Genomic DNA, 18,245 nt, shown 5'->3' with positions numbered 1-18,245 from the left:
GTCAAACGAAGGGCGCCCAATCGACGCCGCGGATCACACAGGGCCTTCGGAGTCGGACAGGCCACCTCAATCCCGTCCAGGCCCGCTGTCAGCTTGTCCCAGACCAGCCGATAGCCGACCTCGGGGAACAGACACATCGCGAGCAGGAAGTACATCCCGACCCGCGACGGGAGACCACGCAGTCGCCGCTGCACCGACCGCGTTTCCTCCAGGACCGCGTCGACCAGCTCAAACGGCACGACGGCTGTCAGCTCGCCCAGGTGCCCCGGTGCAAACCGGCCCGCCGCCACGATGGCCGTACGGGTGATGGCCACCACCGGGGCCGACAGGACATGATGGAAAGGCAACGGAGCTCTTCGGGAACAAGCTGTCTTGGACGACTGCCTGTTGCTAATACTCCAGCTGTAGATCGTGATCTTCATGTCTGCGTTGCGGCTTGTCGCCGGTAGTGGCTGGTCTGGGATCGGGCCTGATGGCGACGGCGCCAGTTGGACCAGGCGAGACGGTTGGCCGTGTTGTGGACGGACTGGACGACGATGGCGATGAACAGTCGCTGTACTTCGTTGCAGGACAGCGGGATCAGATCGGCGGGGTCGGCGGCCCGGTCGTGTTCGTCGGCCCGGACGACAGCGAGGAAGGCATGGGCGAGCATCGCCAGAGTGACCCAGCGGGTCCAGGACACGAATCGTCGGACCTGATGCTCATCAAGTCCGGCCAGACCCTTTCCGGCCTGGAAGGTCTCCTCCACCCGCCACCTTGATCCGGCGATCCTGACCAGGGTGGTCAGCGGCACGGCCCCGGGCGAACAGCAGCGGTAGTAGGCGAGTTCGCCGGTTGCGCGGTTGCGGCGGATCAGCAGCTGACGGTGCCCGGGGCCGGGGTCGACGGTGTCGATGACGGCCCAGTCGTAAAACCGGTGCCCCTTCGCGCCGGCCCCGGCGGACAGCTTTTGCCAGGCCCGCCTGGGCAGCTTGCCGGCCAGGGCGTCGGCCCTGAACTTGCCTGCCTGGGTGGTGATTCCGGCTGAGCAGGCGACGGCGAGGACGTAGCCCATGCCGCGTGTTTCCAGTGCGGCCCGCAGTTTCGGGTTGCCGCCGTAGACCTCGTCCCCGGCCGCCCAGTCGGCGTGGTGCCCGGCGTCCAGGAAACCGTTCGATCATCACGGCGGCCAGTTCCGGCTTGGTCGCGAAGGCCCGTTCCTCTGGGATGCCCGCGGCCTGGCAGCGGTCGGGATCGGTGGTCCACGCGCGCGGAACGTACAGCTCTCGGTCCACCGCGGCGTGCCCGCGGCTGCCGGCGTAGACGAGGTAGACGGCGACCTGGGAGTTCTCGATCCGGCCCGCGGTGCCGGTGTACTGCCGCTGGACCCCGACGGTGTGCGTGCCCTTCTTCACGTCGCCGGTCTCGTCGACGACCAGCACCGCCGCGTCATCACGCAGATGCTCGACCACGTAGTCACGGACGTCATCACGGACCGTGTCCGCATCCCAGGACGCCCGGGACAGCAAGTGCTGCAAACCGTGCGGAGTGGGATCCCCGGCCCACTCCGCGATCGTCCAGCAGTTCTTGCGCGGCAGGTCCGCCAGCAGACCGAGCACCAGCCACCCGGCCCGGCGCCGGGGTTCAACCCGTGCGAAGCGGCCCGCGATCCTGCCCATCAGGGCCTCGAACGCACCCCGCCAACGGGTGGGATCTATGCTGTGACCTGCGGCCACCGTCTCTTCGTCAGTCCACACAACTCACGATGATCAACGGTGGCCGCACCTGTGTCCGCACAGGCCCTGACCAGCGAGATCACTGTCCATGTGCCTGCTTGCTAGACTCGACTCAGGGGGCATCTCAAGGACGGAGATGACTCCATGCCCGCCATCCTCTTCGTCCGGATCACATCCGGACTCGATGCGCAGGAGTTCGAGCGGCGCCTGCTGGAGCGGCGGCCCCGCTTCCATGACGTACCCGGTCTCCTGCAGAAGGTCTACGGCCGCGACAGCGCAACCGGCGACGTGTGCGGCATCTACTTCTTCGAGAGCCGCGAGGCGCTCGACGCGTTCCGGGAGACCGAGCTCGCCCGCACAATCCCTGCCGCGTACGAAGCCGTCGAGGTCCGCCGCGAGGTGTACGAGGTGCTCTATTCGCTGCGGCCCGACCGGGGGCCCTTCGCCGAGTCCGGCCACCCGGCGGACACGACAACGTGACCCGCCGACGACTAACGCGACCGCACCAGACCGAGCCCGTGCCGGCCACTACCAGCACCAAGCAGCCCAACAACCGCAAAGATCACGATCTACAGCTGGAGTACTAGTGGGGCACTCCCCGCAGCAGTAGCGGTGGCGGATATTCGCCTTCTCGGCATTTCCCTCTACCTATCGACCCGCCCTCCTCGTTCAGCCAAAAGGGCGCGCCGGTCTACCGCACCTTGGTCAAGCCACTGGTGACCTGACCCGTTCGGCCGACAAGGGGATCGAAGGCGGCGCCCGGGCACCCCGCCGCGCGGTGTGCCCGCCCGCGGCGCGGTGGTCGGCGTTCTCAGGGCCGGTCGGCGGGGGCGCGGGGCGCGACCTCCATCGGGACGTGGTCCGGGTGGGCCATCGCGGAGGCCGCTTCCCGGGGGGTGTGGCCGGGGACGGGACGCAGTTGCCAGCGGGCCAGGAGCGTGGCGAGGACGATGGTGGCCTCCGTCCACGCGAAGGCATCCCCGATGCACCTGCGGTTGCCCGATCCGAAGGGCACGAACGCCTCCCGGGGGATGTGCGCCCGGCGCTCGGGCAGCCACCGGTCGGGGTCGAAGCGGTCCGGGTCCGCGTACAGCGCGGGGTCGCGGTGCAGGGCGTAGAGGCTGAAGCCGACCTCCTTGCCGGCGGGGATGGTGAACCCTCCCAGCTCGACCTCCTCGGTCGTGCGGCGCATGAGGAGCGTGACACCGTGCAGGCGGATCACCTCGTCCAGCACCCGCCGGATACCGGTCAGGCGGGGGACGTCCTCGATGGTCACGGGGCGGCTGCCGACGATCTCGTCGACCTCGGCCACCAGCTGCTTCTCGACCTCCGGGTGCCGGGCGATCTCGTGGAGGGCCCAGGAGAGGGTGGACGCCGTGGTCTCGGTGCCCGCGAACAGGATGGTGACGAGCTCGTCCCTGACCTCCTCGTCGGTGAGCGCCTCCCCGGTGTCGGCGTCGCGTGCCGCCAGCAGCACGGACAGCAGGTCGGCCTGATCGGTTTGCCCCGACCGGCGGGTGCCCGCGATGACGTCGTCGATGACCTGGCGCATGCTCTGCGCGGCGGCGTCGAACGCCCGGTTGGGGGGAATGGGGAGGCGGTCCAGCAGCTTGGGCGACGCGGCCCGCAAGAGCATGTTCTTCAGGATGACGGGCAGGTCCCGGCGGACCGCGCCGACGGCCGGGCGTCCGATGTCGGTCGAGAACATGGTCTCGGCGAGGATGTCGATGGCCAGCTCCCCCATCACCTGCTCGACGGCGATGCGCCGGCCGGGGGTCCAGGACTCGGCGAGGGCGACGGCCCGGTCGCTCATGATCTGCGCGTAGTCGGCGATGCGCGTCTGGTGGAACATGGGCTGGATCAGCCGGCGGTGACGGCGGTGGACATCTCCCCCGGCGGTGGCCAGGCCGTTGCCGACCAGGGGCCGCACCCGGTCGTACAGTCGGCCCTTCTCGAAGGCGCGGGCCTGGGTGACCGTGACGTCGCGGACGAGTTCGGCGCTGGTGACGACGTAGAGCGGCATCGTCCCCAGGTCGACCCGCACGAGGTCGCCGACCTCGCTGAGCGACCGCAGGAACTGCAGCGGCCGGCGTCCCAGCTTCACGGCGTGCCCGAGGAGCGGGATCCCCCCGGGGGCACGTGGGACCGCCTTCAACGGTAGTGACACGGCGAATCCTTTCTTCTACGCGGTCGTGGTGCCGTGCGCGAACGGGGCGCGACCGGGGGCGGGGTGGTGGACCGTACGCGGAGGCCCGGCGGGCAGCAGGTCCCACCACCAGGAGATGGCGGGGATGTCCAGGGGGTCGGGGCTGGTGTCGCTCGGCGAGTCCGTGAAGTGCGTGGGCAGGGAGGCCGGATCCTCGGGGGTGGTGTAGCGCAGCGAGGTGATGCCCCAGTCCTGTGAGCCGCGGATGAACGAGGCGAGGCTCTGGAGGTACTGCCGCAGCTGCGGGCTCGCGTCGTCCAGCAGGGAGTCCCAGAGGCGCAGGAAGGCGCACAGCACCCGGTCCCGCTGGCCGATCGCCAGGGCCAAGGCCTGGTCGAGGGTGATCGCGTACTCGTGCTGGAGCACCCGCAGGACATTGAGGTAGTAGCCGGCGCCGCGGCTCTCCTTGTGGTGGGAGAAGAGGTCGTTGTCCCAGGTGATGACGAACGAGGCCATCTCCGCCGCGGCCCGCACGTCCGGCCGGTCCCGCTCGTGCGCGCCGAGTTCGTACCCGTGCCCCATCTCCAGCAGCGGGAACACCACGGTGGTAGCCCCGTCGTAGAGGCGCATCAGGGTGTAGTCGTTGAGCGAGGGCACCGTGCCCGCGGTGCGGTGGGACGCTTCCCACACGACCGAGAAGAAGTACTCGCGGAGCGCCGCGACCCAGGCCGCGGTCTGGCCGGCCGTGCCGTAGCGGGCGACTCTGCGCCTGAGGTCGCGCAGGCCCCGGGCGAGCGGGTCGTCGAGCAGCATCGGCGCCTCCGGGTTCTGCGCCACGCGCAGCAACCGGTGCAGTGCGGCGGTGAGATCGCCCGGTCTTCGCCCCAGCGCCCCCTCCTCGCAGAAACCGTCGTCCACACCGAACAGCCACAGCACGAAGTCGGAGAGGAGCGCGACGACCTCCTCGTGGCCCGCGGGCAGGATCCGCGCGGAGAAGGTGCCGATGTCGTGGCGGACGAGCCGGCCCCGCAGCTCCTCGGAACCGATCGCGAACGTCTCGGCCCAGGCGGCGGTCTGGGCGTCGACCGCCGCGTGGCGGGGATGGATGGCGGGGGGTATCGGAGCGTAGGTGGGCGGAACGGTGAACTCGGTCCCCTGCCTCATTCTTGGTTGCCTCTCAGCCGTCCGTGCGAACCCCTGACCACACGAGGACGGTGTGGGTCTGTGCCGGAGGCACACTCAACGCCGGGCAAGGGTGATCAACATCCCGGCGATGGTACCCACCGGAATCCGCCCGTCCAAGGGGTCCCCGTACCGGCACCGGAGCGGTACGGGCCGATCGGGGACGAGTTGGCGACGCGCGGCCGCCCCGGCGGAGACGTGCGGGCGACGTACCGGCGACGTCCGGGCGGCGATCCAGCGGCGGGCCGCCGACCGTGCGGCGGCGCTCCGCCGGCGTCCGGTCAGCGCCGCGGGAGCAGGGACTTCCACCACGGCCGACGCGCGGTCAGGACACCTCCCGGCACACCTGACGGCACGCCCGAAGCCACGCCCGACGGCACGCCCGAAGCCACGCCCGACGCCACAGCCGCCGCTCCCCCCTGCGTCACCTCGGGGAGCTCCGGGAGCCGGACCCGGGACCGCGTCGTGGAGCCGTCGCCGGCCGGTGCCCGGCGCGCCGGGAAGGTGACGGGCAGCGTGTCCACGCGCTGCGAGACCCACGAGGTGCTCGTCCTGAGCTCGCTCTCCGGGACGGTGAGCGTCAGACCGGGCAGCTCGGTCATCAAGGTGTCGATGGCCTCGGCCGCGATGGCCCGGCCGATGTCCTGCCCGGGGCACTCGTGCGGACCGCTGCTGAACGCGAGGTGCGAACGGTTGCCGTGGACGGGGGCGGTCAGGTCGGGGCGGATCTCCGGGTCGGCGTTGCCCGCCGCCACTCCGAGCAGCAGCATGTCGCCCTTGCGGATCTGCCGGCCGCCGAGGACCGTGTCTCCCGTCGCCCACCGTCCCGGGATGACCGACAGCGGCGGCGCGTCCCACAGCACCTGCTCCAGCGCGTCGGGGAGCGTCATGTGGCCGCCGGCCAGGTTCGCGCGGAAGCGCGGGTCGGTGAGCACCATCCTGAGCGTGTTCGCGATCAGGTTCACCGTGGTCTCGTTCGCGGCGACGAGCACGAGACGCAGGTGCTCCATCACCTCGTCGTCGCTCAGGCCGGCCTCGTGGCCGATGAGCCAGCTGGCGAGGTCGCGGCCGGGCGTCTCTCGCTTGCGCCTGACCAGCTCGCGCAGCGTGACCACCAGCATGTCGTTGCTGGCGAGCGCGGTCTCGCTGCCCTTCATCAGGTCGAGGCAGGCACGCACGAGGCGGGGACCGTACTCCTCCGGCATGCCGAGGAGTTGCGTCATGACGAGCATCGGGAGCTTCTCGGCGTACTGGGGGATCAGGTCGGCCCGGCCCGCCTCGGCGAAGGTTCCGACGAGCTGCTTAGTGTGGCGGACGACATAGCGGCGTACGCCCCGGCGGTCGAACTGGGCCAGGCTGTCGGTGACGGCGCCCCGCAGCCGCTGGTGCTCCTCGCCGTCGGCGAAGACGCAGATGGGCTGCCAGCCGACGGTCGGCCCCAGGGGGGAGTCGGCCGCGACCCTGCCTTCCTGGAACATGCGCCAGCGGCGCGAGTCGCGGGAGTAGAGCGAGGGGGTGCGTGCCACATCGAGGTTCTCGCGGTGGCCCAGTACCAGCCATGCGGGGAGGTCACCGTGCAGGAGGACGGGGGCGACCGGGCCGTACTGCCGGCGCAGCCGCTCGTAGAGCGCGGCCGGGTCGCGCTCCGCCTCCGGCCCGTGGAGCCGGGATATGCCGGCGTCACCCTGCCCGTGCGCAGGACAGCCCGGGGGCGGCACGAGAGCGGAACCGTCGCTGGGGTGTTCTGGACGCAGGGTACTCACAAGGCCTCCGAAGGCACTGCCGGACGGGACGGAGGACACGCGAGCGCGCGGGCGGGGGCGCCGGTGCGGCGCTCGCGGTGTCACTGGCGCCGGTCCGTCGACCACGCCGGTGTGGTCGTACGGGCTCCCGGGCCGGTGGCAGCATATCGCTCGCCGAAATCGGCCGAGCACGGAGGGAATTCAGGACAGCGGCGGGGAACTGGCAGGTCAGTGCCACCACTTGCCCACAGCCCTGAGCCGGCGGCCCGACGGGCCCCACCCGCGGCACACGCACGCCCCTGGTGGCCGCGCGGTGTCCCGACCCGGCGGTGATCACGCCGCGCGGGCGGCCAGTAGAGTGCTCGGGGCCCGTGCCGCGCCGGCGGCCCCCACCCCCGAGAGGAGAGTCAGCACGGTGGACGAGGACCTCTGGGCGCTGATCACGGAGACCGCCGCCCTCACCGGCCTGCTGGAAGAGCTGACCGCGGCCGAGCGTGCCGGGACACCGCCCCCGCCCGTGAAGGAGCGCGAGTACCTGCTGCGCCGCGCGATCGTCGGGCAGCTGCACTTCGCGGTCAGCCCCGCCGACCCCGGGGTCGCCGAGCAGGCGCGCGAGTGCGCGGACCGGCTGCGTGACTGGGACGCCGGCCACCGCACCTCCCGCGGCGCCGTCCCGGCCGCCGACCCGCGCTGGGGCGGCCCCGAGGGCGCGCGGGAGTACGTACTCCAGGAGGCCGAGGCCGCCGCGTAGGCCGCGCGGGTGCCCGACCCCTGGGAGGGGGCCGGGCCGTGCCTCAGCCGTCGCCGCCGTAGCGGGCGCGGTTCAGCGGCGGCACAGGGCCGTGTCCACGGCCTTCCCGACGCGCCCCGCGACCGCCGGGTCGTCCGGGACCATGGTCACCGCGACGTTGGCGGCGCGGCCGTCGTCGGTGACTCCGCCCCGGGTCTCGTACCCCACGATGTCACCGCCGTGGCCCCAGTAGACACCGCCGCACGACAGCGGCCGGCGCATGAGCCCGAGGCCGTACGCGAACTCGGTGCCCTCGATCGGGACGGTGGTGCGCATCTGGGCGAGCTGGGCCGCCGGGAGGAGGTCGCCGTCCATGAGCGCGGTGAAGAACCGGTTGAGGTCGGAGTTGGTGGAGACCATCTGCCCGGCCGCCCAGCCCGCGGAGGGGTCGATCTCCGTGGAGTCGCGCAGCGGCGCGCCCGGCGCGTCCCTGCGGTAGCCCTTGGGGTGGGGCTCGCGGAGTGTCTTGTCGCCGGCGGCGGGGAAGTACGTGTGGCGCAGCCCGAGGGGCCGCACGATGCGACGGTCGATCTCCTCCGCGAGGGGCCTGCCCGTGACCTTCTGGATGAGCAGGCCGGCCACCACGTAGTTCGTGTTGCTGTACGACCACCGCTTTCCGGGCTCGAAGACGGCCTTGTGCTCCAGCGCGATGTCCAGCAGCTCGCGGGGCTCGAAGTAGCGGTGCGCGAGGACGTCGTCGGGTATGTACGTCCCGTACTCGGGCAGTCCGCTGGTGTGCTGGAGGAGCTGGCGGACGGTGATGCGTCCTGCGTCGATCCCCTCCCCGCGGAGGAGGCCCCGCAGATGCGTGTCCACCGTGTCGTCGAGGCCGATCTTTCCCTCCCCGACCAGCTGCAGCACGACGACCGCGACGAACGTCTTCGTGTTGCTGCCCATGCGCACCTGCCCGTCCCGGGGCACCTTCGCGCCGGTGGCGATGTCTCCGACACCGGCCGTGTAGGTGCGGGTGCGGCCGCCGCGGTCCTGGACGCTCGCCAGCGCGGCGGGCAGTCCGTCCGAGCGCACCAGCGCGTTCAGCCCCTGCTGGACGGTGTCGGGCCCGGCGGCCGCGGCGGCCGCGGGCGGCGCCAGGACCCCCACCGCCATGATGCCGGCGGCCATCGCGGCGGCGATCCCGGCGGCCGCGCGTCGGCCGCCCGTCTGCCGCCGGGGGGAACGCAACCTCTGCCATGCCTGTTCGCGCACGAGACAACTCCTACGGATCCGTCGGGTAACCAGTGGTATGTGCCGGATCCAGCCTGTCCGCGGACGGCCGCCCGGACGATCCCGCTACCCGCCCGACCCCGGGTGGGGTCCACCCCCGGCTCGCGGGGGTGGTGGCCTCCGGTGCGGTCCGCGCCCGCATCACTCGTACTCCGTACCGCCCTTGCGGGTCAGGTACGCCGGGCTGACCGCCTTGGCGATGGCGCGGCCGCCCACGACCGGGCTGTACCGCTCGACCGCCGGCCTGATCACGACGCCCTCGCGCAGGTGCAGGCCCCGCCCCGACACCGTCTCGCGCCCCGTGGCCACTGCCAGGACCGCACCGAGCTCGTACGGGCCCTCGTACAGCTTCGGCACCAGCGGGAGTTCACCGTCCGCCAGCACCGCCGCGGGGTCGAACCACCGCACCTGCCCGTCGATCTCGGCGGACACGTCGAAGACGGCGTATCCCGGCGGCGTCTCGGCGGTGCGCACGTCGTGGCCGTACGCCAGGTCCTGGACGCCCACGCCGTACACCTCGGCGAAGATCCCCACCCGGGTCGCGCCGAGCCGGGCGGCGAGGTCCGCGGCGACCGCGTGTACGGCGTGGCCGTGCACGGCACGCCAGTACAGGTTGCGCTCGTCCTCCTTGAGCGCCAGGCCCTTCGCCCCGAAGCCCTTGGAGGAGACGAGGGCCCGCTCACCCTCGACGACGTACGTGAACAGGCAGGCCGTCCCGTGCAGTTTCTCGGTGAGGACGACGGGCTCGCCCGGCTCGAACAGCTCCGGGTAGCGCTGGAGGTTCTCGATGTCCACCCACGGCAGCAGGTCGGGGGCCGACTCGACGTCACCGCTCATGTGGGTCGGTATCAGCGGCACCCACTTGGTGATGCCGAGCAGCTCCGCGAAGTCCGCTCCCTCCTTCGCGGCGACTTCCAGATCGACGCCGTCGAGCGCGCGCGGCCGGCAGACGAGGCCCTGCGAGATCTCGCCGCGCAACCGGACGGCCTTGACCCGGTCGGCGGAGCCGCCGGCGAGGCGGCCGGTCAGCCCCAGCTCCTCGATCAGTACGGCGGGCAGGACGGCCTGTTCCGGTATGTAGAGGGCGAAGTCGCCCGTGCGGTACGCCCCCTTGGCGACCACGGCCCGGTAGAGGCCGACCTGGGCCAGCTCCAACGCGTCGGCGTTCGGATGCTCATGGACGGTCAGCTCTTCGACCGTGACACGGAGTGTGGACATGGAGACCCCCAGGGAGTGGCGACGCGGAGAGATCGGGACAGGACGGTGCTGAGCGGGCCGGGCGGAACGCAGTGCTGCTCGCCCCGGCCCCCGACCGACTGCGAACTCCACTCTCCGGTCGACATTTTCGCTGGTCCAGCGTTTATCGCGATGCTAGTCTCCACGCCGCCCCGCCCCGGCCCGCGGACGCTCGCACCGCCCGGTGGGTGGCGGTCCTCGCCCGGTACGCATCGACGTGCGGAGGTGTCAGCCGAACGCGGCCCGGGTGGCGGGACCGTAGACACCGCGGGGGTCGCCGGTGATGTCGCGGTCGTCCTGGAGTTGGGCGACTCCGCGCCGGGTGTTGCCGTCGTAGACGCCGGTGGTGTTGACGTACGTGAACCCCTGCTCCCGCAGGCGCTCCTGGAGAGCCCGCACCTCGGGGCCCCGGTCTCCGGGGCGCAGGGTCCCGTCCCCGGCCGCCGTGGCCCGCGGGGTGGGGCGGGTGGCGGACGGACCCGGCGGCACGGTCGGGAGCCCCGGGTCCTGGGCGGCCGACGCGTCCGGCCGCGGCGAGGACGAGGGCGCGAGGGAGGGCGTGCGCGACGGCGACGCGGGTACGGAGGCGGACTCGTCGGGGTCAGGGCCCCGGCTGTGTGCCGGGAGGACCGGAACGGGCAGCCGGAGCGGCTCCGAGGCCTTCGGCGGCGCCGGGTCCGGCCCGAGCAGGAGGGAGGCGAGAGCGCCGACCGCGGCGAGCGCGAGCAGGGCGAGTACGGCGACCTTGAGCCGGCTGCCGCCGCGCCCCTCCGCGGCCGCGGGCACGGGCGGACCGCCCCCGCGGACGGCGGCGGATCCGGCGGCCGTGCGCGCCGTGTGCGGTCCCGCCTCCCCCGGGAAGGTCGACGGGCCGCTCTCCCGCCAGGCCGGGCCGGGCGCGGCCCACGGGCCGGCGGCCGACTCCGGGTCCGTGAGATCGGCGGGCACCGGTGCGAACGGGGACAGGGGCGGTGACAGCGGCCCCGGGGCCGCGACGGGCGCGTACGGGCGTACGAGGCGGCGGTCGTCCGGGGCGGCTGCAGCGCGCTGAGCGGGATCGTGGACCATGGTGTCTCCCAGCGGGCGGGGGGCGGCGCGACGCCTCCTCCCCACCCCGCCGGTCAGGCCGCCCGCCGCCGCGCGGCCTGGGCCGGACCGGGGGCGACGGGCCGGCGGGACGCCACTACCGCGCCGCGCGTGCCGGGGGCGGGGCGACCGCCGGGTCTGGCCGGGGCGGGCGACAGGCGGGCGAATCTGAACATCTGCGGCATCTCCGGAGTGCGGCTCAAGCGTGGTGACGGCGGTAACGGCGGGTAACAGTGCTTCCCGGTCGGCGCACTCTCGCCCTCAGCGGCGGCCCCGTCAAGCCGGATGTCCGATCCCTCCCCTTGTTTCCCATCCTGCGGGTCGGCTCGCCCGGCAGGCGCCGCACGACGGGAGCCCCTGGCCCTGCCGGTTGGCGGCCTCTAGGGTGCGTGGATGCGGCGTGTACTGGTGGTGGGGATCAGTGGGGCCGGGAAGTCCACCCTGGCCCGAGCCCTGGCTGCGCGCGCGGCGTCGGGAGTAGCGGCCGGTCGCGCCCACGCCCCGTACGGTCCCGGGGGCGCCGCGTCAACCGCTCGCCCGCCGCCGGCAGCTCGCCCGCGCCGGCTCAGGGCCGGTGTCCGCGGGCGTGGGCGCAGCGGCGGGACGTGTGGCGCCGGGCCTCGCGCAGGCGCCGCACGGCGGTGTGGCGCCGGCGCCGCCACTCGCCGCGCGGCAGGGCGGCCCGCTGACCGCCGCCCGCGATCAGGGCGTTGACCGGCGTCATCGGGTCGGCGGACAGGGTCTTGGCGAGCAGGACGCCGACCACGAGCGGGACCAGGGCCACGGCCAGGGCCGAACCGGCGGTGGTCACGTGCTGCATGCGCGGGCGGATCGCGCGGCCCGGGGCGTCGGAGGTCATGCCCCTATTCGACCAGCGGCCGCGGCCCGGGGAATCGGGGCGGATACTCAGGCCGTTGGGCATGGGGTACTCAGTCGGACGGGGTTGTGGGTGGTGTCCGTGGCAGGGCAGGGGTTCGAGGCCGCGACGGGCGATGGCCCGGAACCGCCCGAGGGCAGGGCGGCGGAGCTGCGCACGGCCCACGAGGGGCTGCTGCAAATCCGCCGTCTGGTGAACGGGCCCGCCGGTACGGCGGTTCCCGCCCCGTGGGAGCTCCGGCGGCCGGCGCACGCGGTGGCCCTCGTACTGGAGGCGGCGGGGCTCCCGCCGTCGGCGCTGGACGCCCGGGGGCGGCGCACGCGGACGGGCTACCGGGTGGCCGCCGCCGCGTCGGGGGCGAACCGCGTCGAGGTGACCTGGGTCGGGCCGCCGGGCAGTGGCGCGGCGGCGCAGGAGCAGGAGCGGCTGGCGGCCTGTGCGGCCGTCCTGGAGCGGCTGGGGTGGGTCTGCCTGCTGTACCGGGGCCCGCGCCGCCACCGCTTCCTGGAGGTGGAGGCGCCGCGCTGACACCGCCGGATCGGAACCCGTTTCCGATCCGGCGGTGCCGACGGCGACGCTCACCCGACGGCGACGCTCACCCCGGGGGGCAACACTCACCCGGCGGCGACGCTCACCCCGGGGGCGGCCCGCCCGCGGCGGTCGGGCGTCCGGCTCACGGCGCGCCGAAGGTGAGTGTCAGCCGCGGTGTGCCCTCGTTGGCCTGTGCCTCCGAGGACCACAGCCACAGGGCGTCCGTGCCCGTGCTGCTCAGCGCCAGGGAGTAGCCGCTCCCCAGTGCCGCCGCGAGCGTCGCGGTGTCCAGTCCGGCGGTGTGCACCGCCGAGCCGTCGGCGATCCCCGGGAAGGCGCCGAGGGCCGGGCCGCCCAGTGCGGGACGGTTGGCGTAGGTCGTCCCGTCCTCGGTCCAGGAGCCGGTGACCGGGAGCACCGAGACGGTGTCCGTCGTGCCGGCGCCGCTCATCGTGCTCGTCTTCACGCCCAGTACGGCCGATTTCAGTACGGTGCCCGGCGGTGCGGCCGGCAGGTCGAAGCGGAGGTACGAGGCGTAGAACGAGGTTCCCCGCACCGCGAGCGAGCCGGAGGTCCCGTAGTTGCCCGCGGGGGCTCCCGCGTTGGCGTAGGTGTCCGCCGCGGCTGTGACCTCGACGACCGAGTCGGCGGGCGCCGTGGCCAGTGCGTAGTGGTGCTGCACCTGCGCGGCACTCAGGACCGTCGGGTAGACGGCGGTCTCGTCCAGCAGGCCGGCCCAGTAGTCGCTGAGCGGCCGGTCCGGCCAGCCGCCGAGGCTGTCGCCGCCCGCGTGCCAGTAGCCCGAGAAGTTCTCGTGGGCGGTGACGCCGAGGGTGCCCTTCTGCACGCCGTCCACGTACAGGACCATCCCGCCCGGGCCCTGGGTGGCGACGACGTGGTGCCAGCTGTTGTCGTTGTAGCGCTCGGGGCCGCCGGTGGTGATGGTGCGGGTCGCGCCGGTGTAGACGCCGAAGACGAGCCGCCCGTCGTTGGTCATGTAGAGGTGTTTGTCGTACTGGCTGCTGCCGCGCGCCTGGTTGTTCCCGAAGCCGACGAGCTTGCCGCCCCGGGTCGTGCCCGTCCGGAACCAGGTCTCGACGGAGTAGCTCGCGCCGACCGTCTGCCGCTTGTCCCCGTACACCTGGGTGTCGGCGCCGTCGAAGCCGATGGCGGTGCTCGCTCCCGACACGGCGCCGGGTGCCTGGCGCAGTGCGGGGTCGTTCAAGTGGACCCCGCTGCGGTCGCCGCCGGCGGAGGAGTCGGCGACGAAGGGCAGCGCCGACTCGTCGTAGCGCCAGTACTGCTGGGCGCCGTCGGCGCGGACCTGGTGGGGATAGCCGTCCGCCTTCAGCGGGACCGTCACGGCCGCCGTCCCCGACAGGGGGCTGGTGTTGCCCGCGGCGTCGGTCGCGGTCACCCGGTACGTGTACGACTGGCCGGGCACGACGGTGGTGTCGGTCCAGGAGGCCTGCGGGCGGCGGAAGAACAGCGAGTCGGCCGTGACGGTCGCGATCGGGGCGGCCGCTCCGTTGCGGTGGATCCGGTAGGTCAGCGCACTGTCGTCCAGGTCGAGGCTCGTGCGCCAGCGCACCTGGGCCTCACCGGGCTTGAAGCTGACCGCGCTCGCGACGGGGACCGTGGGGGCGCCCGTGTCGCCGGTGGAGGCGAAGCGGGTCAGGCCCTGCTGGGCCGCTCCGTTGACGGTGGTGAACTCGCCGCCCACCCACAGGTACTGGACGCCGGCCTTGGACCCGACCGTCATCACGCGCGGGCCGATGCCCTCGCCGATGCCGTCGTTGGTGTCGGGGGCCCAGCCCAGCTTCGCGGTGCCGCTGGTGGGCTGGGCGAGGAGGTGGTGGCGCTGGCCGTCGGGGAACTCGCCGACGCTGGCGCAGTCGTGGGCGTGCGAGGCGCTGTAGAGGACGCCCCCGTACGGCAGCACGGCTTGGGTGGCGCCCAGGCAGGTGTCGCGCCAGCGCTGGTTGAAGCCGGGCAGGTCGAGCCCGATCCGGCCGTCGAAGACGCCGCCGCCCGTGCCCTCGTTGGCGGTGTAGAAGCCGGTCTCGTCGGTCGCGATGTCCTTGACGACCGAGTTGGTCTCGATGAAGCCGGGGTAGGACCTGGTGAGCGCGCCGCTGGTGGCGTTCACCACGGCCAGCGCGTGCGTGTTCACGCCGTTGACCGTGAAGAAGTCCCCGCCGAGGATCACGTTCGCGCCGTCCGGGGTGACCTCGACGGCGCGGCCCGGTTCGTCCGCGTGGGCGGTGAAGGGTTTGAGTGCCCCGTCGGTGGCGCCGACGGCGGCGAAGCGGTGGCGGGGCTGGCCCGCGACGGTGAGGAAGTCGCCGCCCGCGTAGACCGTGTCGCCGGTGACGGCCAGCGCCCTGACGGTGGCCGCGAAAGCGGGGCGGAAGGACTGCTCGACGGTGCAGGTCGCCACGTCGACGGCGGCGAGGCTGGAGACGGGGGTGCCGTTGACGGCCCCGAAGTAGCCGCCGACGTACAGGGTGCTCTTGTCCGGGGACAGCGCGAGGGCGCGCACGGTGGCGGTGCCCGAGCCGATGGTGAAGGACAGCTTGCAGGAGGTCGGGGCGCCGGTCGCGGCGTCGAGCGCCACGAAGTTGACGGCCGGCTGCTCGCTGCCGCCGCCGCCCGCCGGCGGCCGTACGGTGGAGAAGGTGCCGCCGGCGAAGACCTGGCCGCCCGCCTCGGCGAGGGCCCAGACGATGCCGTTGGGTTGCCAGGTCGCCAGCGGGTCCGCGGTGAAGGCGACGGGCGGGGTGAGTGCCGCGGCCTGCGGGGCGAGGCCGAGCCCCACTCCCGCCGCGGTTCCCACCAGGGTCAGGGCGAGCGCGGCCGCCGGTCCTCGGGATCTACGCATGAACCCCCCAGTTCGGTGTGCGGAACGGCCGTAGGGCGCGCGACCGTCGGGCCATGGCCGAAAACAGCCGACCGGCCGTGCGCGACCATGCGTACGGGCGCACCCTAGGGGGATTCGGCGCTCTGTTCACCCCACTTGACGCATCGGATGCCGAACCGCGTCCGGGCCCCGCGGCCGCTGAGCCGCCCGCGACGGCGGCGGCATGGCGCCGGGCGGTCACGTCCAGGGTGGTGTACCTGCTGGGCGGCCCCTCGGCGGAGTATTCCCGCACCGTCACCAGGGACAGGTGTCCGGTACCCGTGGTGACGCGGATACGCCACTTCGGGCGATGCCGCGCGGCCACGCAGGGTCACCCGCGCCGCTTCGGGCACCCCAGCGCCCCAGCACCCGGCCTTCCGAGGGTTTCCGGGAGCGGCGGGGCCCGTTCGGCCGGACGTGGGCCACACTGGGGGAAGCAGGAGTGTCGTGGGGGGTCGTGATCGGAGGCCGTCGTGAGCACACCTTCCCCCGTACGGATCGCCGCCGTCCTGTCCACCGAGCATCGCGGACGGCTGATGTCGCGGGCCCGAGAGGTCAATTTCCCGGAGGGCACCCGGATCTTCGACGAGGGCGCGCGGGCCGATTCCTTCTGGATCGTGCGCTCGGGCACCGTGACCCTGGAGATTCCCGTACCGGGCCGCAAGGCCGCGCAGGTGGAGAACCTCGGCCCCGGCGAGCTGGTGGGCTGGTCGTGGCTGTTCCCGCCGTACGTGTGGCAGCTCGCGGCGGAGGCGATGACCCCGGTGCGCGCGTACGAGTTCGACGCGACCGCCGTGCGGCTGCTGATGGACGCCGATCCCGCCTTCGGCTCGGCTGTCGGGCACTGGGTGGGGCGCGTCCTGGCCCTGCGGCTGCACCAGACCCGGACCCGGCTGCTCGACCTGTACGCCCCCCGCCTCACGGCGAGCTGACCGAGGAGGTTTCCGGGGCGTTTCCCGGCGGTGTTCAGCCGATTCGGCGGGCCGCTCCGGCACTGGTCAGCCGCCGACGACGGCTGCGGTCTGCGCTCATCCGCACACGATCGGTGACGAGAAAACGAGGTACGAACGGGCGTTCGCGCCCCGCCTGGGCAAGACTCTGTCCGCTATCCGAAACACCGACTCAAGGGAGTGTTCGAAATGCGGTCCATCACAAGGGGTCTCGCCCTCGGTTCCGCCGCGATGACGCTCACCGCGCTCACGGCGCTGGCCTGGCCCGGAGCGGCCGGCGCCGCACCGGCGGGCACGGCGAGCCTCTACCCGCCGTCGGCGCTCGTGCTCGGCCTCACGGCCGGCGAGGACGCCGACGCGGGCACCGTGGTGCGCGCGGTGACACTCGTGTGCGCGCCGGCTCCGGCCGGGACGCACCCCGCTCCGGCGGCCGCGTGCGCCGAGTTGCGTGCGAACCGGGCCGGGTGGGACGCGCTCGCGGCGCCGGCTGCGGACACCGCCTGTACCAGGGAGTGGAACCCGATGACGGTCACGGCCGACGGGGTCTGGGAGGGCGCGAGGGTGGACTACGCGTACACCTTCGCCAACCCGTGCGGCCTGAGGAACTCCACCGGCGTGCTGTTCGACTTCTGACGGGCGCCGCGCGCGACGGGGCGGAACGAGGCCGGACCCTCGGGCCGGGCGGCGCCGTGCGACCGCCGTCCGGCCCGAGGCCCCGGCCCGAAACCCGGGCCCCGAAGCCCCGGCCCCGCCGCCCGCGGCCTCAGCCGGCGCAGATCACGTCGTCCAGCCGGATGGGCCGGGAGTCGAGGCGGACGTAGGCGGTGAAGGTGTCCGTGTCGTCGGCTCCCCAGTGCGTGGTGACGGTGGCCCAGCCGACGCCGGCCGACTGGGCGACGGTGACCGGGCCGACGCCGATGCCCTGCGGCTCGTTCTGGGCGCAGAGCAGGACGTCGACCTCCTTGTTCACGGTCTGCTTGTCCTTGAGTACCTGGGAGACCTCGTTCTCGCGGCTGTGCGCCGTGGGGCCCCGGTCCCCGTAGAAGGCGCTGAGGAAGCGGCTGATGTCGGCGGCGGTGTGCCCCCGCTGGATCTGGGCGGCCCGGTCCGCCTGGGCGGCGGCCGAGGCGGAGGCCGGGGCCGACAGCGCGAGAAGGGCCGGCAGCAGGGCGCCGAGGAAGTAGGGCTTGAGCTTCATGTCCGGCTCTGTACCCGCTCGGCGGGTGCACCGGGCCGGGTAGCGGGTGGATCTCACTCCGGTGGGGGGCGTGATTCACCGGGCACCGGCCGTCCGCGCGCTCGGCGGCGGCGACCGTACGTAGGACCGAGACCGAGGCGGGCGGCCCTACGCGGCCTCGCGTCACTCCCCGTCGGCGGCGCGGCGCATCGCCGCCACGTCCAGCTTCTTCATCCCCAGCATCGCGGCGGTCGCGCGCGCGGCCCGCTCCGGGTCCGGGTCGGCGACCAGCTCGATGGCCTCCTCCGGGGTGACCTGCCAGGACAGGCCGAACTTGTCCTTGACCCAGCCGCAGGCCGATTCCTGGCCGCCGTCCCTGGTCAGCGCCTCGTAGTAGTAGTCCGCTTCCGCTTCGTCGGCGCAGCGGATCTGGAAGGAGACCGCCTCGGTGAAGGGGAACTGCGGGCCTCCGTTGAGACCGATGAACCGCTGCCCGTTGATCTCGAACTCGACGACCATGACCGAGCCGGCCGGGCCCGGCCCCGCCTCCGTGTAGCGGCCGACGCGGCCGAGCCTGCCGTCCTTGAAGACGGACAGGTAGTAGTCGGCGGCGGCTTCCGCGTCGCCGTCGAACCACAGGCACGTGGTGAATCCGTTGCTGGTCATGGCTGCCTCCAGGCGCGTGGGGGG

The 18,245-nt window shown here is 73.2% G+C and carries 15 protein-coding genes and 2 pseudogenes; 5 read left to right on the top strand and 12 right to left on the bottom strand.

The genetic code is table 11. The annotated features are described in order from the left end of the window. Positions 1-2: 2 nt before the first annotated feature. Together ACFWUQ_RS01620 and ACFWUQ_RS01615 are read right to left on the bottom strand one after the other, a co-directional pair. A pseudogene (locus ACFWUQ_RS01620) lies at positions 3-329 on the bottom strand (transposase domain-containing protein); the annotation flags it as partial. Between the two features lie 89 nt (positions 330-418). Further along, positions 419-1,658: pseudogene (locus ACFWUQ_RS01615) on the bottom strand (IS701 family transposase). A gap of 201 nt (positions 1,659-1,859) precedes the next feature. On the opposite strand from ACFWUQ_RS01615, the gene ACFWUQ_RS01610 reads away from it, so the two are divergent. Beyond that, the gene (locus ACFWUQ_RS01610) at positions 1,860-2,195 is read left to right on the top strand and encodes a YdhR family protein (protein ID WP_384531496.1); all 336 of its coding nucleotides are present in this window, start codon (positions 1,860-1,862) and stop codon (positions 2,193-2,195) included. Positions 2,196-2,526: 331 nt separating this feature from the next. Here ACFWUQ_RS01610 and ACFWUQ_RS01605 read toward each other — a convergent pair whose 3' ends face one another. From ACFWUQ_RS01605 to ACFWUQ_RS01595, 3 genes are all read right to left on the bottom strand, one after another. Then, the gene (locus tag ACFWUQ_RS01605) at positions 2,527-3,882 is read right to left on the bottom strand and encodes a cytochrome P450 (RefSeq protein WP_384531494.1); all 1,356 of its coding nucleotides are present in this window, start codon (positions 3,880-3,882) and stop codon (positions 2,527-2,529) included. 15 nt (positions 3,883-3,897) lie between these two features. After that, a complete protein-coding gene (locus ACFWUQ_RS01600) occupies positions 3,898-5,025 on the bottom strand; it encodes a selina-4(15),7(11)-diene synthase (protein WP_384531493.1) in 1,128 nt (375 codons plus the stop codon). Between the two features lie 299 nt (positions 5,026-5,324). Then, entirely contained in the window at positions 5,325-6,806 is a 1,482-nt protein-coding gene (locus tag ACFWUQ_RS01595; protein WP_384531492.1) for a cytochrome P450, read from the bottom strand. Positions 6,807-7,200: 394 nt separating this feature from the next. Between ACFWUQ_RS01595 and ACFWUQ_RS01590 the strand changes: the two genes are divergently transcribed. Continuing rightward, complete coding sequence (locus ACFWUQ_RS01590; RefSeq protein WP_384531490.1) at positions 7,201-7,536, top strand: hypothetical protein; 336 nt, start codon at positions 7,201-7,203, stop codon at positions 7,534-7,536. 72 nt (positions 7,537-7,608) lie between these two features. On the opposite strand, the gene ACFWUQ_RS01585 is transcribed toward ACFWUQ_RS01590, so the two are convergent. The 4 genes from ACFWUQ_RS01585 to ACFWUQ_RS01570 form a co-directional block, all read right to left on the bottom strand. Further along, entirely contained in the window at positions 7,609-8,781 is a 1,173-nt protein-coding gene (locus ACFWUQ_RS01585; RefSeq protein WP_384531488.1) for a serine hydrolase domain-containing protein, read from the bottom strand. Positions 8,782-8,940: 159 nt separating this feature from the next. Further along, the gene (locus ACFWUQ_RS01580) at positions 8,941-10,017 is read right to left on the bottom strand and encodes an RNA ligase (ATP) (protein ID WP_384531487.1); all 1,077 of its coding nucleotides are present in this window, start codon (positions 10,015-10,017) and stop codon (positions 8,941-8,943) included. A 246-nt stretch (positions 10,018-10,263) separates the two neighbouring features. Then, positions 10,264-11,103 carry a peptidoglycan-binding protein gene (locus tag ACFWUQ_RS01575; RefSeq protein ID WP_384531485.1) on the bottom strand — a complete coding sequence of 280 codons (840 nt, stop codon included), beginning with the start codon at positions 11,101-11,103 and terminating at the stop codon, positions 10,264-10,266. A 583-nt stretch (positions 11,104-11,686) separates the two neighbouring features. Continuing rightward, complete coding sequence (locus ACFWUQ_RS01570; protein ID WP_384531483.1) at positions 11,687-11,980, bottom strand: hypothetical protein; 294 nt, start codon at positions 11,978-11,980, stop codon at positions 11,687-11,689. A gap of 90 nt (positions 11,981-12,070) precedes the next feature. Here ACFWUQ_RS01570 and ACFWUQ_RS01565 point away from each other — a divergent pair, with 90 nt between their 5' ends. Next, positions 12,071-12,526 carry a hypothetical protein gene (locus ACFWUQ_RS01565; protein ID WP_384531482.1) on the top strand — a complete coding sequence of 152 codons (456 nt, stop codon included), beginning with the start codon at positions 12,071-12,073 and terminating at the stop codon, positions 12,524-12,526. 145 nt (positions 12,527-12,671) lie between these two features. On the opposite strand, the gene ACFWUQ_RS01560 is transcribed toward ACFWUQ_RS01565, so the two are convergent. Further along, on the bottom strand, positions 12,672-15,410 hold the full coding sequence (locus ACFWUQ_RS01560; RefSeq protein WP_384531481.1) for a LamG-like jellyroll fold domain-containing protein: 2,739 nt from the start codon (positions 15,408-15,410) through the stop codon (positions 12,672-12,674). Between the two features lie 491 nt (positions 15,411-15,901). Here ACFWUQ_RS01560 and ACFWUQ_RS01555 point away from each other — a divergent pair, with 491 nt between their 5' ends. Further along, the gene (locus ACFWUQ_RS01555; protein WP_384531479.1) at positions 15,902-16,360 is read left to right on the top strand and encodes a Crp/Fnr family transcriptional regulator; all 459 of its coding nucleotides are present in this window, start codon (positions 15,902-15,904) and stop codon (positions 16,358-16,360) included. A gap of 207 nt (positions 16,361-16,567) precedes the next feature. Then, positions 16,568-17,011: a subtilase-type protease inhibitor gene (locus ACFWUQ_RS01550; RefSeq protein ID WP_384531477.1), complete on the top strand. Its 444-nt coding sequence runs from the start codon at positions 16,568-16,570 to the stop codon at positions 17,009-17,011. A gap of 130 nt (positions 17,012-17,141) precedes the next feature. On the opposite strand, the gene ACFWUQ_RS01545 is transcribed toward ACFWUQ_RS01550, so the two are convergent. Together ACFWUQ_RS01545 and ACFWUQ_RS01540 are read right to left on the bottom strand one after the other, a co-directional pair. After that, positions 17,142-17,576, bottom strand: coding sequence for a hypothetical protein (locus tag ACFWUQ_RS01545; RefSeq protein ID WP_384531475.1), 435 nt, complete (start codon positions 17,574-17,576; stop codon positions 17,142-17,144). Positions 17,577-17,738: 162 nt separating this feature from the next. After that, positions 17,739-18,221 (bottom strand): VOC family protein, encoded by a 483-nt coding sequence (locus ACFWUQ_RS01540; protein WP_384531473.1) that lies wholly within the window; start codon positions 18,219-18,221, stop codon positions 17,739-17,741. Positions 18,222-18,245 lie beyond the last annotated feature (24 nt).

The organism is Streptomyces sp. NPDC058662, assembly GCF_042716255.1.
Taxonomy (GTDB): domain Bacteria; phylum Actinomycetota; class Actinomycetes; order Streptomycetales; family Streptomycetaceae; genus Streptomyces.
The sequence above is the reverse complement of the archived record's forward strand: the minus strand, read 5'-3'. Positions and strand labels throughout refer to the sequence as shown.